At 39.2% G+C, this 17,553-nt stretch carries 13 protein-coding genes; 9 read left to right on the top strand and 4 right to left on the bottom strand.

The features are described 5' to 3' along the window. Positions 1-55: 55 nt before the first annotated feature. Entirely contained in the window at positions 56-2,221 is a 2,166-nt protein-coding gene (locus HMPREF0766_RS07145) for a S46 family peptidase (RefSeq protein ID WP_002995029.1), read from the bottom strand. Between the two features lie 156 nt (positions 2,222-2,377). Here HMPREF0766_RS07145 and HMPREF0766_RS07150 point away from each other — a divergent pair, with 156 nt between their 5' ends. Beyond that, complete coding sequence (locus HMPREF0766_RS07150; RefSeq protein WP_002995033.1) at positions 2,378-3,319, top strand: hydrogen peroxide-inducible genes activator; 942 nt, start codon at positions 2,378-2,380, stop codon at positions 3,317-3,319. Positions 3,320-3,379: 60 nt separating this feature from the next. Continuing rightward, positions 3,380-5,122, top strand: a complete 1,743-nt coding sequence (locus tag HMPREF0766_RS07155; RefSeq protein ID WP_236590509.1) for a chloride channel protein — start codon at positions 3,380-3,382, stop codon at positions 5,120-5,122. Between the two features lie 3 nt (positions 5,123-5,125). Here HMPREF0766_RS07155 and HMPREF0766_RS07160 read toward each other — a convergent pair whose 3' ends face one another. Then, positions 5,126-5,716, bottom strand: a complete 591-nt coding sequence (locus tag HMPREF0766_RS07160) for a riboflavin synthase (RefSeq protein WP_002995039.1) — start codon at positions 5,714-5,716, stop codon at positions 5,126-5,128. A 1,342-nt stretch (positions 5,717-7,058) separates the two neighbouring features. Between HMPREF0766_RS07160 and HMPREF0766_RS07165 the strand changes: the two genes are divergently transcribed. Further along, positions 7,059-8,723 (top strand): PNGase F N-terminal domain-containing protein, encoded by a 1,665-nt coding sequence (locus tag HMPREF0766_RS07165; protein WP_002995043.1) that lies wholly within the window; start codon positions 7,059-7,061, stop codon positions 8,721-8,723. 60 nt (positions 8,724-8,783) lie between these two features. Here HMPREF0766_RS07165 and ychF read toward each other — a convergent pair whose 3' ends face one another. After that, positions 8,784-9,884 carry a redox-regulated ATPase YchF gene (gene ychF / locus HMPREF0766_RS07170; RefSeq protein ID WP_002995045.1) on the bottom strand — a complete coding sequence of 367 codons (1,101 nt, stop codon included), beginning with the start codon at positions 9,882-9,884 and terminating at the stop codon, positions 8,784-8,786. Positions 9,885-9,951: 67 nt separating this feature from the next. On the opposite strand from ychF, the gene HMPREF0766_RS07175 reads away from it, so the two are divergent. The 6 genes from HMPREF0766_RS07175 to HMPREF0766_RS07200 all read left to right on the top strand — a co-directional run bounded on the left by HMPREF0766_RS07175 (position 9,952) and on the right by HMPREF0766_RS07200 (position 15,678). Then, on the top strand, positions 9,952-10,281 hold the full coding sequence (locus HMPREF0766_RS07175; RefSeq protein WP_002995048.1) for a Rieske (2Fe-2S) protein: 330 nt from the start codon (positions 9,952-9,954) through the stop codon (positions 10,279-10,281). A 106-nt stretch (positions 10,282-10,387) separates the two neighbouring features. Further along, entirely contained in the window at positions 10,388-10,927 is a 540-nt protein-coding gene (locus HMPREF0766_RS07180) for an SRPBCC family protein (protein WP_002995050.1), read from the top strand. Between the two features lie 296 nt (positions 10,928-11,223). After that, on the top strand, positions 11,224-12,225 hold the full coding sequence (locus tag HMPREF0766_RS07185; protein WP_002995052.1) for an NAD(P)H-dependent glycerol-3-phosphate dehydrogenase: 1,002 nt from the start codon (positions 11,224-11,226) through the stop codon (positions 12,223-12,225). Positions 12,226-12,233: 8 nt separating this feature from the next. Further along, positions 12,234-13,130, top strand: coding sequence for an oxygen-dependent coproporphyrinogen oxidase (hemF, locus tag HMPREF0766_RS07190; protein ID WP_002995054.1), 897 nt, complete (start codon positions 12,234-12,236; stop codon positions 13,128-13,130). An 18-nt stretch (positions 13,131-13,148) separates the two neighbouring features. After that, a complete protein-coding gene (locus tag HMPREF0766_RS07195; RefSeq protein WP_002995056.1) occupies positions 13,149-14,402 on the top strand; it encodes a M16 family metallopeptidase in 1,254 nt (417 codons plus the stop codon). Next, entirely contained in the window at positions 14,395-15,678 is a 1,284-nt protein-coding gene (locus HMPREF0766_RS07200) for a M16 family metallopeptidase (protein ID WP_002995058.1), read from the top strand. Before HMPREF0766_RS07195 ends, HMPREF0766_RS07200 begins: the two co-directional genes overlap by 8 nt. A gap of 434 nt (positions 15,679-16,112) precedes the next feature. Here HMPREF0766_RS07200 and HMPREF0766_RS07205 read toward each other — a convergent pair whose 3' ends face one another. Continuing rightward, positions 16,113-17,510, bottom strand: coding sequence for an exonuclease domain-containing protein (locus HMPREF0766_RS07205; protein WP_236590508.1), 1,398 nt, complete (start codon positions 17,508-17,510; stop codon positions 16,113-16,115). Between the last annotated feature and the right edge of the window lie 43 nt (positions 17,511-17,553).

Genomic DNA, 17,553 nt, shown 5'->3' on the forward strand with positions numbered 1-17,553 from the left:
CAAAGGCTCTTAACCAATATCGTTAAGAGCCTTTGCTAGTCGTGAACACAGAAAACTATATTCCCATTTCTCTGATGATAAACTGGGCATTATCGATTTTATCGGCTATCCATAGTACATAACGTATATCTACACCGATAGATCGGCTGTAACTCTCGTTCCAGGCAAAATCATTGATAGTCGCATCGTATGAACGATCAAAATTAACACCGATAAGTTCACCATAGGCATTCATAATCGGAGAACCGGAGTTGCCTCCTGTAGTATCCATGTTATAAAGAATATTTACAGGTACATCTTTAAGGTCTTTCTTTTCATAGGCACCGAAATTCTTAGATAACCAGGCTGTACGAATCGCTTCAGGATACACAAACTCAGGATTATCAGAATTACCTTTTTCCAATATACCTTTAACGGTTGTAAATGGCTTCATATAAGTAGCATCGACTGGTGTATATCCTTTGATATTTCCAAATGTAAGTCTCAGCGTAGAATTTGCGTCCGGAATGAAATTTTTGGACTGATAGATCTCTTTTACAGCTACATAATCACCCATTAACTTATTCAGTTGTCCGTCACGGCGTTGCTGTTCTTTTCCGAAAGTAGTCAATTCCTGGTCCAGAGTTTTTTGAAAGCTCAGCAGATTATCGTTATATGCCAATAAGCTTTTCGCATTTGCCAATATATCTTTATTCAAGGTCGTTTCCTTATTTAACTTTGAGTCTTTGATGAGTTGGATCGCATATTTACCTGCCTGTTCCTGATTAGGGAATTTCAGATTCTGAACAGTCTGGATAGTATTTGAACCATTTAGTTGATAAGCATCAGTAAACATACGTGCTGCAATTGTTTCATCCACCTGCATATTATAGCTTTCGTAATATCCAGCTAGAGTCTGTTTTACTTTAGCAATATTCAGTTCAAAAAACTTCTGCTGATCCGCCGCACTTTTATATTTTGACATTTCAGCTTTGAAATCATTGATATCACGGGCAACCTGAAGAAGTTTTGTGCTGGAATAAATATTATTAAACCAAAGTTCTTTTTTTGCATCTTCAAATGTACGCGCATAGAAGTCGGCAATATCTGACATCAGTGTTCCGTATTTGGCTTTCAGTTCAGATTTGCTGTTGATAAATGCCGCAAGTGCTTCATCTTCCTGTTTTTTTGAAGAGATCAGATCAATATTGCGAAGACCCTTTAGCTTACCTCTGTAATTCTTCAGTACATTTGCATTTCGTTTGATACGGGTAGCCAAAGCCAGTTCAGTTGCTTTATTATCCTTACCTGCCAGTTCCATCTGTTTATTTTGAAAATCATATAGTTCAGATGTATACGGCAACAAAAACTGCTGTTGGTAGGCAATGTATTGAGCCGGACGATGCCTGAATGTACGACCCGGATATCCCAGAATAAAGACAAAGTCATTTTCCTCTACACCTTTAGGGTTTACTTTTAAGAATTTCTTAGGCTCATACGGCACATTATTTTTAGAATATTTGGCTGAAGATCCGTCCGGAGCAACGTAAGCACGTACAAAAGAAAAATCTCCGGTATGACGAGGCCATACCCAGTTATCTGTTTCTCCTCCGAATTCACCGATATCTCTTCTTGGTATATAGACCAGCCTGACATCCTCTATCGTTTTATAACGGAAAAGAACATAAGTCTTTCCGATAAACATTTCAGAAACTTCCGCTTTGATTGTAGGATCTTCTTTCTGAGCTTTGGCAGCGAGTTCTTCCCGTTTTTGTTTGATAATAGCAATCCTTTGGCTAGGATCAGTAATATTGGAAACAGCTCCCAGTATCTGATTGGAAACATCCTCATACGAATCTGTAATACGAATAGTCAGGCCTTTAGCCTGGATCTCTTGTTCATGTGAATTCGCTACAAAACCATTTTTAAGATAATCATGTTCAGGACTACTCGCCAGTTGTACAGCACTGAAAGCACAATGATGATTGGTAACAATCAATCCTTTACCGGACACGAATGATCCGGTACAACCACTGATTTGCACCAGCGCATCGACAAGACCTATCTGCCCCGGATTATAAATATCCTTTTCACTGATCTTTAGTCCGGCAGCTTTTAATCCTGCTCTGCTTAACTCACTGAGTGGAAACATCCCTTCATCGGGGACTTTAGCTGAAAATTGAATCGCACTTGTGGCAAAAAGGAGAGCCAGGGCCAATCCTTTTTTGTTAAAAATGTTCATATGTTCTTTGTTTTATCTGCGTATGGATATAGAGATTTAAAATAAATTCAAAAATAACAAATCTTTACAGGGAATGAAGAGGAATTACAGAAAGACACGTATATATTGAGCTTTTGCTTAAAAACTTCCTATTTTTGTCCCATCAAAATTGATATTATGACGCTCGTCCAATTGGAATACATTATAGCTGTGGATACTTACCGTAGTTTCGTTGCTGCCGCAGAAAAGTGTTTTGTCACACAGCCGACCCTGAGTATGCAGATCCAAAAGCTGGAAGAATCATTGGGCGCCAAAATATTTGACAGGAGCCGCCAACCCGTTGTTCCTACAGAAATAGGCGAGAAGATCATACATCAGGCACGGATTGTGCTTACAGAAAGTAAAAAAATAACAGAGATCGTACAGCATAGCAGAGGGGAATTAGAAGGAACATTGAAAGTTGGTATTATTCCGACAGTAGCTCCTTACTTATTACCACGGGTTTTATCATCTTTTATGCAGCAATTTCCAAAACTGCAGTTGCAGATCTGGGAATATACAACAGAGCGTATTATTCATGAACTGAAAGTAGGAATTCTGGATTGTGGTATTCTTTCCACACCACTTCATGATAACAGTATTCAGGAAATCCCGCTTTTTTATGAAACATTTGTTGGATATGTGTCCGAAAAAAGCAACCTTTTTGAAAAGAAAATGATTAGTCCGGAAGATATTGCACATGAAAAACTCTGGTTGCTTAATGAAGGACATTGTATGAGAGGGCAGGTGCTTAATATCTGTCATTTCAAGCATAATCAGGATACATCGGGTACTTTTGAGTATAATACCGGCAGTGTGGAAACCTTGAAAAGAATGGTAGATATCAATTCGGGAATGACTATACTTCCTGAAATGAGTATTCTGGATTACGATGAGGAACAGTTGTTGCGTGTAAGGTATTTCAAAGCGCCTGAACCGGTACGAGAGATCAGCATCGTGACGACTCAAAACTATGTAAAGCGTCAGGCAATACAGGCGCTTGAAAAAGAAATTTTGAAAGCTGTACCGGACAGGTTTAAGAATAAAAAGAAAAAAGACATCATGGAGTTTGGTCTCTAATCCCTAATAGTAATGAAGATAAATTTTAGACAAAGGCTTGAAATATTGAATAAATGGCGCATGAAGAAGATTTCGAACCGGAATTTTCTGATTATTCTGGCTTTTGTAGTTGGTATCATAGGAGGAATTGCTGCCTCTGTTTTAAAAGGGATGACTCATTTTATTGCTTCTGCATTACAGGATGATGTAGAATGGCATTACAAATATTCTTTTTATCTCGTCTTTCCGTTGATTGGTATTCTGCTCAGTGTGTTGTATATCCGAAAATTTCTGAAGGGAAAAAACTTTGAACATGGAATTACGCCTATTATCTATTCCATCTCCCGCAAATCAAGTCGTATAGAACCCCATAATGTATATTCGCAAATCATTACCAGTGCTGTTACAGTTGGTTTCGGAGGATCATCCGGTCTGGAAGCACCTATTGCCTACAGCGGATCAGCGATAGGATCTAACGTAGGTCGTTTCTTTGGGTTACAGTATCGCGAAATCACCATGTTACTGGCTTGTGGAGCAGCAGCTGGGATTTCAGGAGCATTTAACAGTCCCGTCGCAGGAATGATCTTTGCCATTGAAATTTTATTGCCGGAGTTTTCTATTCCGGCATTTATTCCTTTGTTGATATCATCGGCTTTAGCATCTGTCATTTCCAGGTTGTTATACAGTGAGCCTTTGTTTCATACAGCTACTTCAGACTGGGAGTTTAAAGCCCTATTCTTTTATGTAATCATGTCTGTTCTGGTAGGGCTTTATACCGTATATTTTGCTAAAATAAGTGCCATTATAAAAAGTTGGTTCAGCAAGATTAAGAATCCCTACAACAAAGTGTGGTTCAGTGGTATTTCACTTGGGGTGATGATCTTTATTTTTCCGGCATTGTATGGAGAAGGATACCTTACTATTCAGCAGTTACTGGACGGACGGTTTGACTCCATTGTCAAAAACAGTCTCTTTTCCAGTTACAAGGACATAGGCTGGGTAGTGGTTGCATATACCGTTCTGACATTGTTTGGTAAATCATTTGCTGCTCTTTTCACGCTGAACGGAGGGGGGAATGGGGGAGTATTCGGTCCTAGTCTGGTCATGGGCGGGCTGCTCGGTTTTGCCTTTGCATACGGAATGAATCTGACCGGCCTTGTGACATTGAACATCCCTAATTTCGTAATGGCAGGAATGGCAGCAGCATTAGCCGGTATTATGCATGCACCACTGACAAGTATTTTTCTGATCGCGGAAATCACAGGAGGGTATACATTGATGGTGCCGCTTATGCTGGTCGCTTCCATAGCTTATCTTATAAACAGGGCCATACTTAAACACTCCATCTATACAAAAGTATTGGCAGATTCAGGAGATCTGGTTTCTTATGAGGACAAGGACAGATCTGTCTTAAGTATGATGAAGCTCCGGTATGTATTGGAAACTAACTTTGTGATATTAAGACCCGGAGAGACCCCAAATGAGCGTAAGCATGATATTATACATTCCAAAAGGAATATCTTTCCGATAGTGGATGAGAAAGGTAAATTTCTGGGTATCTTATATATTGAGCACTTACTTTCCATTCTCCTGGGAGAGGAGGAAGGAATTGATAAAGACTTCGGTACCCTTGTTCAGAAACCTAATGATATTATCAAAGGTGATGAAAATATGGAAATCGTGATGTCAAAAATGAATAAGGAAGATGTATGGATCCTCCCTGTGGTAGACAAAGAGGATCACTATCTCGGATTTGTTTCGAAATCGAGTGTTTTCAATAAGTACAGAGCCTTACTTATGCGTCAGGGGCATTATCTGGAATAAAGTCTAATTTCTAAGACTCATTATCTTAGCTACATATTTACCGACAATATCAAATTCCAGATTAACCTCATCACCTACATGGATCTGTCCCAGATTGGTATGTTCCAGTGTGTAAGGGATAATAGCTACTGAAAACTCGTGATCTTTTGATCCCACTACAGTCAGGCTGATTCCGTTTACAGTAACAGATCCTTTTTCTACAGTCATATTCTGTGTATCAGGACTATATGTAAAGGTGAATATAGTACTGCCGTTCTGATCTTCTTTTGCTGTACACACAGCAGTCTGATCTACATGTCCCTGAACAATATGTCCGTCGAGGCGGCCTCCGATCAGGGTGCATCGCTCCAGATTGACAATATCTCCGGCCTTTAGCTTACCCAGATTGCTTTTTTTCAATGTTTCATCAATAGCTGTGACTTTGTGTATATTTCCTTCCAGACCTACGACTGTCAGGCAGACACCGTTATGAGAGATACTCTGGTCAATCTTCAGTTCATTGGAAATAGCAGATTCTACATATAAATGCAGGTTGCTGTCTTCACTGATAACATCTTTGACCCGGCCTAGTGTTTCTATAATACCTGTAAACATAATATAATTTAATTTATACAAATATACCTATTCGCATGCTTCTTCCTGTCATCTGCAGGCCGAATTATAGACAATCCGGGTAGGAAATACTAACGGAAAGTATATGTCCGGTAATGAATGAATAAAAAAAATAAAAATAAATTTGGATAGTGTTAAAAATACACTATCTTTGTGTCATCATAATTTAGGTTTATAATTGGTTATAAAGGTTTCCACTCTCCCCGTTTGGAAACCTTTTCTTTTTACCCCGTTTTCAAATTCCGCAAGGGAATATAAGCCTTAATCTTATTTAACAAATCATTTTAAAAAAATATATTTTAGTGCGGTGTAAATGCATTCTCTTCTCAAATACAGCGTCTGCACGTCTGCATTTACAGTGTTATTGTCAAAATACTTTTATGTCCTGCTGATAAACCAGTTGGTGGAGACACCAACTGACGCGGCGTGAGTTTTGGATAAGTATTAGCAGAATCTTACAGCATAGAAAAGGAGCGGATATAATTTAAATGCTGTTACACAAAGGGCGTCTGCAGGTGTCCCCACCTGCATCACAAGGTAAAAGAGACTTCTGTGTTTTGCGTTAAACCAGTTGGTGGAGACACCAACTGACGCGGCGTGAGTTTGGGATAAGTATTAGCAGAATCTTACAGCATAGAAGAGTAGCGGATATAATTCTAAATACTATCACACAAGAACTCTGCAGGTGTCCGCACCTGCAGCATAGGAGGATAAATCTAATTCTAAGAAAAATAAAAAAATATTTTGAATAGTGTAATATGTACACTATCTTTGTGTCATCATAATTTAGGTTTATAATTGGTTATTAAAGGTTTTCATTCTCCCCGTTTGAAAACCTTTATTTTTTTTAAAATTTTATTGTTATTCGATAAAACAACCGGTTGTACATCGGCAATCATTAGATAATTTCCCAAAAAGATATAATAAATTTGCAAGTTAATTATATTACCTCTAACTTTGTCTTAGGTTTAGGTTGATTGCCTCGTAAAGAGGTATTTTAGAGCCTGGAAAATCGCCCGATTCTTCCAGGCTTTTTCTTTTTGTATTTTATCGTCCCTTAAGATTTGATACACCTATATAAAATCCTATTTTTGGAATTCAAATATAAAAGCATGCAATATCCATTTAGCAGAGTCTCAAGAGATATCAATGAATCTAATCATTTCATGTACTTGTTACAGCCTGTTTGGATCAAAGACAATAGCGCAATCTTTTAAAAGCAAATTATTTACATATGAAATATCCATGTAGTAGAGACTGCACAAATACGAATGAATATAGTTTGGATATTCCATATGAACATTGAAAATCAAATTATTTACATATGAAACTTTATTCATTTTTATTCTTTTTTCTTATTTCAACAACCTTACTGGCGCAGGAAGCAGGATATCAGATTTCTTACATGAGGAGCAGTAATGGTAAAATCCATGAAAAGCAAAGCCCGATTTTAGTATATGCCAATAAAGAGCAGACAGCGGTTACCAGTCAGCAGATTCTTGACGGTAAGGCCCGTTTCCCTTATGAACGCTATTTTGTAAATCGTAAAAACGGAGCTTATTATAAGATTTCCACTTTTGAAGGCGGTCGTGAAATTGCGACAGTCGACTCTGCTTTGCTGGAAAAGCAAAAACTGGTGATAACAGGAGAAACAAAAAAGATATTGGGTTATACTGTTAAGAAAGCTACTACTTCTGTTAATTCCAATACAATAGATTTATGGTTTACAGAAGAAACCGGAATCAAAGCTTCACCGGTTGAATTAGGACAAAACTTAGGCCTGGTACTGGAAATGGTAAGGAATGGCAATTCAGCTGTTACCGCAACAAAGATTAAGAAAATAAAAAGCATACCCGCAGCGGTTAAACTACCGGAGTCAGGTTCATATGTAGATGAACTGACCTACCGGGATTTGCTATGGAAAAGCAGATTTGTCGATATCCCAGTATTCTATAAGCAACGTATCCGTTTTAATGATGCAACCCGTTCAGATAGCATACTGAGATTTGCAAACGGAACAGTCATTGTCAAAAAAGTAAAAATACCTGAACTCAAAAAGAATGAAGGTCAGGCCTTTGTAGAAGTTATTCAGCAGGCTAAGGGAGATGCATATGACCGTACAGGTTCGGTATTTCTGATTCCGGCGGATCGTGATATCAGCTTTCTGGACGGAATGCAAAACGGAATGAATACTTTGCCTGTGTATGAGAATGGCAATGGTAAGAAGTATCAGGGAATGACGCAAACGGCTAATTTTGAACCGGTGCTCGAACTGATGCGATTTTTTACACCATTCGGTGTCAGCCAGTTTAATTACATCAAAATAAAAGGTAAAACCTGGCAGGACAGCGTGAGCTATCGTCAGGAAATTTCTGAGCTTCTGCCACGTTTCGCAGGTAAAGAAGTCTATGTCGGAACATATATCGGTAATTATGATAAAGAAGGGCATGAGGTGACTGTACGTCTGACTATTCATCCCGGTAAACCTCAGTTTTCGGAAGGGGCGAAGGTGCTTTCTCTTTTCAATACCACAAATGTAATGGAAATGGGCGGTCAGGAATATCCGACCATGTTTAATCAGGAGAAAGGAGTGGAGGTCAGGTTTACATTAGATCAGGATGTCAAAAATGCACAGCTAAGATACATTACCACAGGTCATGGTGGCTGGGGAGAAGGTGATGAATTTGTTCCAAAAGCAAATACGATATACTTAGATGGTCAGCAGGCTTTCAGATTTACACCATGGAGGACAGAATGCGGTTCTTACAGGTTATCTAATCCTGCATCCGGCAATTTTGAAAACGGACTGTCATCTTCAGATTTAAGCCGCTCTAACTGGTGTCCGGGTACGGTTACAAATCCGGTATACATTGATCTTGGCGATCTTAAAGCCGGAGAGCATACTATACGCGTCCATATCCCACAGGGAGAACCCGAAGGAACAAGTTTATCCTATTGGAATGTATCCGGAGCTCTACTCTATTACTAAGCAACAAAAAAGCCTTCCCGCATGATCGGGAAGGCTTTTTTATTTAATTATGCTGTATACTTATACGTTAAATCTGAAGTGCATAATATCTCCGTCCTCAACAATATATGTTTTTCCTTCCACACTAAGTTTACCCGCTTCCTTGACCGCTGATTCCGAACCATATTGAATAAAGTCCGCATACTTGATCACTTCCGCACGAATAAAACCTTTTTCAAAATCAGTATGGATCACTCCGGCTGCCTGAGGTGCAGTATAACCTTTCTCAATAGTCCATGCACGTACTTCCTGTACACCGGCAGTGAAATATGTCGCCAGATCCAATAGGGAGTATGCAGCACGGATTAATTTGTGGACACCCGATTCTGTTAATCCAAGATCATCCAGGAACATCTGGCGCTCTTCAAAACTTTCTAATTGTGCTATTTCAGACTCGATTTGTGCAGAGATAATCAGTACTTCCGCATTTTCGTCTTTTACAGCTTCTTTTACTTTATCAACATAAGAATTTCCGGTATTTACTGAAGCCTCGTCTACATTACATACATATAGTACTGGTTTTGCAGTTAATAAAGCCAGATCCTGAATAAACTCAAAATCTTCTTTCTCTATCGGTGATGTACGTACAGATTTACCGGATTCTAAATGTTCCTTTACAACAGAGAGAATATCAAATGTGCGTTTGGCATCTTTATCTCCACCTGTTTTGGCCATTTTTTCCACTTTTTGAATACGTTTAACAACGGTATCCAGATCTTTCAACTGCAATTCTGTATCAATGATTTCTTTGTCACGTATAGGATCTACAGATCCGTCCACGTGGATAACATTGCCGTCATCAAAACAACGTAATACGTGAATAATTGCATTTGTTGTACGGATATTGCCTAGGAATTGATTTCCGAGACCTTCGCCTTTGGAAGCCCCTTTTACCAGTCCTGCAATATCTACGATCTCAATGGTATTAGGAACCAGACGCTGAGGTTTGACAAGATCAGCGAGTTTATTTAAACGTTCGTCCGGAACAGTAATTACTCCGACATTCGGTTCGATTGTACAAAATGGAAAATTTGCTGCCTGTGCCTTAGCATTTGACAAGCAATTAAATAACGTTGATTTGCCCACGTTAGGCAGGCCAACTATACCGCATTGTAAAGCCATGAATTGTGCTGTTTTTTAAAATTGTACAAAGATAGAAAAATCAAATCAACTAATCGTATATTTAAGTATGCAATGGATAGAGATTCCTTCACAATTCCTCAATAAACCGGAAGAAATACGCTTAGTTAAAGTTCCGGGATTAAATTTCTGCCTTACAAAGCAGGATGGTGCATGGGTGGCCTTTTCAGAGAAATGTCCGCATGCCGGAGCTCCCTTGTCTACAGGATGGTGCGAAGAGGGACGTGTAATCTGTCCGTATCACAGACATGCTTTTTCTCTAAAAACCGGAAGAGGGGATCCGGGGCAAGGTAATTTTGTGAATTTATATCCGCTGAAACAGGATCAGGGCAAATGGTTTGTAGGAATTGATAAAAAATGGTGGCAAAAACTGTTTTAGCGAGTTTGTATTTTTTTGATATTAAGTCTTTTGTGTGTTTTTTATATCGTTGCTACATTAGATATATTGTCTTATATTTAACTCACTAACTCAAATTATAAACTGTATGAAAATTTTAAAGAAAATCCTGCTGGCTATTCTGGCTTTAGTTGTTATCCTGTTGATTGCAGCTTTGTTTCTAAAGAAAGATTATGCCGTAAAACGCGAAATTATTATAAACAAACCTCGTGAGGTCGTGTTTGAATACATCAAATACATCAAAAATCAGAATTATTACAGTAAATGGGCTACTATGGATCCAAATATGAAAAAAACATATACCGGAACCGACGGAACGCCAGGATTTATTTCTGCATGGGATAGTGAGCAAAAGGATGTAGGTAAGGGGGAACAGGAGATTAAGAAAATTAAAGAAGGAGAACGTATCGATATGGAGATTCGTTTTATAAAACCGTTTGAATCTAAAGATCAGGCCTATATGATTACAGAAAGCGCCTCGCCAACATCTACAAAGGTGATCTGGGGATTTGACGGACATATGAATTATCCGATGAATCTGATGTTATTATGTATGGATTTTGACAAAATGTTAGGCGGAGATCTCGATACAGGGCTGCAAAGACTAAAAGGACAACTGGAAAAATAATACCAGTAAGCTGTTTGCATGCAACAGTTATAGTATTCCTCTAGGATGGCCATTTAGAAATTGCCATTCCATGTCATTCTTTACCGCAAATGCAATGCAATATAGATGTCCTGTGAAAATCTTGATGATTCCTGAAAACTCTTATTCACTGGATATGAATCACTTGTATGCTATGATTAAAATAACGTTGTGTACGACATCTATACACGTGGTACCGCAAAGTATCAAATAGACTGTTTCCGTTTTTAATTAAGTATATTTGTAGCGTTAAATTTGAAAGAAATTAACGAATTCGTATGCAAAACAAACAAATCGGTGTAATTGGCAGTGGGAGTTGGGCTACAGCTATGATTAAAATGTTAACGGATAATCTGTTGGACAAAACCATTTTATGGTGGATTCGTAAACAAGAAGATCTGGAATATATATTGGAATACAAGCATAACCCCACTTATTTGAGTGCTGTAGAAGTTAAATTGTCAGAGGAACAAATTTCTACCAATGCTGCTGAGCTTATCCGCCGTTCGGATATTGTAATTTTAAATACACCGGCAGCTTATCTTAAAGCTGCATTAAAAGATGTTAAACCTGAGGATTTTGAAAATAAAATAGTAGTATCTGCCATTAAGGGTATCGTCCCGGATGAAAATCTGGTTGTAGGTGAATATCTGATGGAATATTATCATGTTCCGCTAGAGAATATTGTAGTTGTAGGAGGGCCCTGCCATGCTGAAGAGGTTTCGCTGGAAAAGCTGTCATATCTTACGCTGGCCTCTAAAAATTTGGATCATGCTGAAGAAATGGCTAAATTTTTAAGGAACAGATATATCAAGACCATTATCTCCGCTGATATTTTTGGAGTAGAATATGGTGCTGTGCTTAAGAATATATATGCTTTGGCCGGTGGTATATGTCATGGCCTGGGATTTGGAGACAATTTTCAGGCTGTCCTTGTCTCTAATGCAATCCGTGAAATGGAAACCTGTGTGGATGTTATTGATCCTCAGCCAAGAGATATCAATCATTCAGCCTATTTGGGTGATCTATTAGTAACTGCCTATTCCCAATTTAGCCGTAACCGGACATTTGGTAATATGATAGGTAAAGGTTATAGTGTGCAATCCGCTCAATTAGAGATGAATATGGTGGCCGAAGGTTATTATGCTTCAGCTTGCATACAACGGATTATTCAAAAATTCAACCTTCAGATGCCTATATGTGATGCCGTATACAAAATCCTGTATCAGCAAAATCCGGCATTACCAACAATCAAAGTCCTTGCAGATTCCTTAACCTAATTTTTTAAATGATAACGAAAGAACAGATAGCCGAAACATATAAGTCTATTCAGCAGGAAATTACCGATGCTTTGGAAGTGTTGGATGGTGGTGCTAAATTTCAGGAGGAATTGTGGGAACGTGACGGAGGAGGCGGTGGCCGTACCCGTATTATACAGGCGGGCAATTTGATAGAAAAAGGCGGTGTAAACTTTTCTGCAGTTCACGGTACGCTTCCGGAGCCTGTAAAAAAAGCTTTTGGAGTCGAGGATGATCAGTTTTTTGCAACAGGAGTTTCCATTGTACTTCATCCTAATCATCCGTTAGTACCTATTATTCATATGAATATCAGATACTTCGAGCTGAACGAGCAAACCAGATGGTTTGGCGGAGGTATAGATCTTACACCTCACTATGTCTGTAAGGAAGATGCACAACATTTTCATCAGACATTGAAAGCTGTATGTGACAAACACAATTCTGAATTTTATTCTGAATTTAAAACCTGGGCAGACAATTACTTTTTTATCCGTCACCGGGATGAAACGCGGGGAATAGGTGGTGTATTTTATGACCGCCTTACTCCTGAAAAAACCAATATGTCATACAAACAGATCTTTGATTTCTCCTGCGATCTGGGACGTACTTTTGCGGGTGTGTATGCTGAATTGGCGAACAGACATCGTCATGAAAGCTATTCGGAAGAACAAAAGAACTGGCAGATGCTGAGAAGAGGTCGATATGTTGAATTTAATCTGGTATATGATGCCGGTACAAAATTTGGATTAGAGACCAACGGTCGCATCGAATCTATTCTGATGAGTTTACCAGCACAGGCTAACTGGGCTTATGATTTTAAAGCGCAGCCCGGGTCAAAAGAAGAAGAAACACTTTCCTTACTTAAAAAGGGTATCGACTGGGCTTAATACCATTATTAAAAATTTATGATCAAATTTCAAAAATTTGTACTTGATAACGGACTGCGTGTATTGGTACACGAAGACCATAACACAGCGATGGCCTGTGTCAATATTCTATACGATGTCGGTGCACGGGATGAATCTCCAGATCAGACAGGATTTGCTCATCTCTTTGAGCACCTGATGTTTGGCGGATCAGTCAATATTCCTAACTACGATACGCCTTTACAAAGAGTAGGTGGTGAAAATAATGCCTTTACATCCAATGACATTACAAATTATTATATCACTCTGCCGGCAGTAAATATTGAAACTGCATTTTGGCTGGAGTCTGACCGCATGCTGAGTCTTGCATTTTCAGAACAAAGTCTTGACGTGCAAAAACAGGTTGTAGTTGAGGAGTTTAAGCAACGTTATCTCAACCAACCCTACGGCGATGCCTGGCTCAAACTGAGACCGCTTGCATACCAGGTACATCCTTATAAATGGGCGACTATTGGTAAAGAAATTTCACATATTGAAGAGGCAAGGATGGAAGATGTGAAGGCTTTTTTTACAAAACATTATAATCCGCTAAATGCAATTATGGTAGTGTCGGGAGATGTAACCTTAGAGCAGGTAAAGCAACTGACCAATAAATGGTTTGGGGATATTCCTTCGGGAGAAAAGTATAACCGGAATCTGCCATCCGAACCTGTGCAGACTGAAGCCCGCAGACTGGAAGTAGAAGCCGATGTTCCGGTGGATGCCGTACACATGGTCTTTCACGGTCCCAACAGATTATCACCCGAATACCAGGCTATGGATCTGATATCAGATATATTATCCCGGGGATCTTCTTCAAGACTGTTTCGAAAACTGGTTAAAGAGAAGAAAATATTCAGTGAAATCAATGCCTATGTTACCGGAAGTATCGATGACAATCTGTTTGTTATCGAGGGTAAACCTAGCGAGGGTATTTCTACTGCTGAAGCTGAAGCTGCAATCTGGGAGCAACTTAACTTCCTGAAAAATACGGAAGTAAGCGCCGAAGAACTGGAAAAAGTGAAGAACAAGATCGAATCGACTTTAGTATTTGCTGAACTTTCTATTCTGGATAAAGCCATGAATCTGGCTTATTACGAATTACTTGGTGATGGAAATCTTTACAATGTCGAAATTGGGAAATATCTGACCGTAACGGCTGCTGAAGTTCGAGCGCAAGCTAATCAGATCTTCAGAGAAGAAAACTCCTCTACACTTATTTATCACGCTAAACCGGAACCTATTCATGCTTAACAGATCTTTTGCTCCCTCATTCAATACTATTGCCGGTATTGATCTTGTACATCCTGAATCTCTGACATTTGATAATGGACTTAAAACATTTCTGTTTCATAATCCGGATCAGGAATTAGTACGCCTGGAATGGATCTTCAACAATATTTATGACAAGTCTGAAAATCCTTTACTGAATACTACACTGAGTGCAATGCTTAAGGAAGGTACTACTCAGTTGTCAAGTGCGCAGATAGCAGAACAGGTGGATTTCTATGGTGCATATCTGATTCCGGAGTATAGTTACGATCAGACCAGTCTGACCTTGTATGTCCTGAATAAGCATGTGGATAAGCTGCTGCCCCTTATTAAAGAAATCCTGACTGCAGCGACGATTCCACAACATGAGCTGGATACGTACATACAGAATAACAAACAAACATTAAGCATCTCTCTTCAGAAGAATGATTTTGTAGCCAGGAGATTGTTTTATACTGCTGTATTCGGAGATAACCGATATGGAAATGTACCTACAGCTCAGGCTTATGATGCCATTTCAAGAACGGATCTGCTTCATCTTTATGATCAGCAGATTTTACCTCAAAACTGTACACTGTTTATTGCAGGTAATGTCAGTGAATCTCTTATAGAGCGGGTTAGCCAACTTTTTGGAGAGGAATGGCATTCCGATACGGTAATAGTTGCTCAGCAAAAGCCCGTATTAGAGACCAGTAACGGTCAGCTTATTGTAGAAAATAAAAAAGATGCATTACAATCCGCAATTCGTCTGGGATATCCGATGATTAACCGCACACATCCTGACTTCCCGGCTGTGCAAGTTGTGAATACATTATTGGGCGGATTTTTCGGTTCGCGACTGATGCGTAATATCCGTGAAGAAAAGGGCTATACCTATAGCATTGGTTCAGCAGTGGCCAGTCTCAAATTTTCCGGGTTCTTTACGATTGCTTCTGAAGTAGGAGTGGATGTCACCAGCCAGACTTTATCAGAGATTGATAAAGAGCTGGATATCTTGTGCACGGAGCAGGCGGAAGAAGAAGAGTTAGCTGTAGTTAAAAATTATATGCTGGGCTCTATGCTGGGCAGTCTGGAAAGTATATTTTCACATGCAGATAAGTTCAAAAGTGTGTATTTCTCAGGAATGACGCTGGACTATTATGATCGTTACGCGGAAGTAGTGAAGACCATGACAACCGAACGTGTACTTGAAATAGCAAAACAATATTTCAGAAAAGAAGATCTTATAAAAGTAGTTGTCGGACAGTTAAAAGGGTAAAGACCTGAATCTTTAGTCTGGCGCAAGCGATCGCTTGTCCCTCTAAAATTAAAGCACAGGCACCGCTACGCTAATGCCTGCGCTAGATATGTAAAATAAGACTCTAATCTGGCGCAGGCGTATCGCTTGTGCCTCAAATAAAAGTACAGGCTCCGCTACGTTAATGCCTGCGCTAGATGTGTAAAATAAAGGCTCTACTCTGGCGCAAGCGATCGCTTGTCCCTCTAAAATTAAAGCACAGGCACCGCTATGTTAATGCCTGCGCTAGATGTGTAAAATAAAGGCTCTACTCTGGCGCAAGCGTTTCGCTTGTGTCTCAAATAAAAGTACAGGCACAGACTACGCTAATGCCTGCGCTAGAGATGTAAAATAAAGGCTCTATTCTGGCATAAGCGTTTCGCTTGTGTCTCAAAAAATCCAATAAACCATTCTCCTTAACTTATATGAAGATCAGGCAACAAAAGTTTCTGCGGATTTTTTTCTGCAAATTGTTCCACTAACTGCATCATATAATAATTACTAACGCAGCGATCTTCTTTACTAATGATATCTTCGATCTGCTGACTTTCATGGTATTGATCCAGAAAACCCAGAGCATAGAGGTTGTTTTCCTTTACATATATATAACTCTTTTCTTCAGCATGTCTGCCCTGATCAATCAAAACATAACTTTTCTTTTCCATGGCCAGTGAATCTAAAGCTAATGTTACTTTATCATTATACTGCACGACATCTTCTGTTTCCATATATCTGGATTCTACCTGTCTTCCGTGGGCGGAGGCAGTCTTGTCAGAATAGAAAGCGCAAAGCAGAGGATTGAGATCAAAATCCTGAATAAGTTTAAGCAGCATCTGATTGGCATCGTACGGACGTTCAAAATAGCGAATGCATGAAATTCCCTTTGTAACTTTCGTAACAGCCAGTCGCATATAGCCATTAATATCTTCGTAGGTCATCAGACCTAATTTAGGTTCATATTGTTTCAAAGCCCGATTGTGTGCAGGCCAATGTTTTTTGATCAGCTGGCACTCCATAAGTAAGGCCATTAATTCCGTTCCGGATTCTTCAAAATCAATATCAAAGATCTCCTTCAAAAATAATTGTCTCCTGTTGGATGTATTATTTCCGGTAAAATGACTGAGTACTCTTTTTCTGATATTAATAGCCTTGCCTACATAGATAATTTTGCCCTTATTATTTTTGAATATATAGATTCCGGGTTTTGCAGGCAGGCGTTCGAATACCACTTTATCGATATGTGTGGGCAGAAGTTGCTCTTTGGCATGTGTCTGGAGAAAACTATCGATGAGCCCGTTTGTATCGTGCGAGAGAATACGTTCAAAGAGAATCACAGTGGCTTTTGCATCACCGGCAGCGCGGTGCCGGTCCGAAATCGGAATATCCAGACGCTGGCAAAGATTACCTAAACTGTAAGAAGAAAATCCTTTAAAAATATTCCGGGCCAGGCGAACAGTACAAAGCTTAGGTGATTTCCATTGATAACCACAAGCCTTAAGGTGGGCATATACAAAGGAATAGTCAAAATTTACATTATGGGCGACAAAAACCTTGTTCTCTAAAAAGGAATAGATATCAGCAGCCACATCTTCAAATGAGGGCGCATCCGTCAGCATTTCAGGCGTAATACCTGTAAGCATCTGAATATGATAAGGAATCTCCTTATGCGGATTGATGAGAGTTTGATACGAATCAATTATCTGATGACCATCATGCAGATAAATAGCGATCTCTGTAATACCGCTATTTGCTGCATATCCTCCTGTTGTCTCAATATCGACAATAGCATAAATACGACTTTCTGATACACTCATAGTTTTAGCCATTACACAAATATAATGCTAAAAATATTAGTTT

Source organism: Sphingobacterium spiritivorum ATCC 33861, from assembly GCF_000143765.1.
Taxonomy (GTDB): Bacteria; Bacteroidota; Bacteroidia; order Sphingobacteriales; family Sphingobacteriaceae; genus Sphingobacterium; species Sphingobacterium spiritivorum.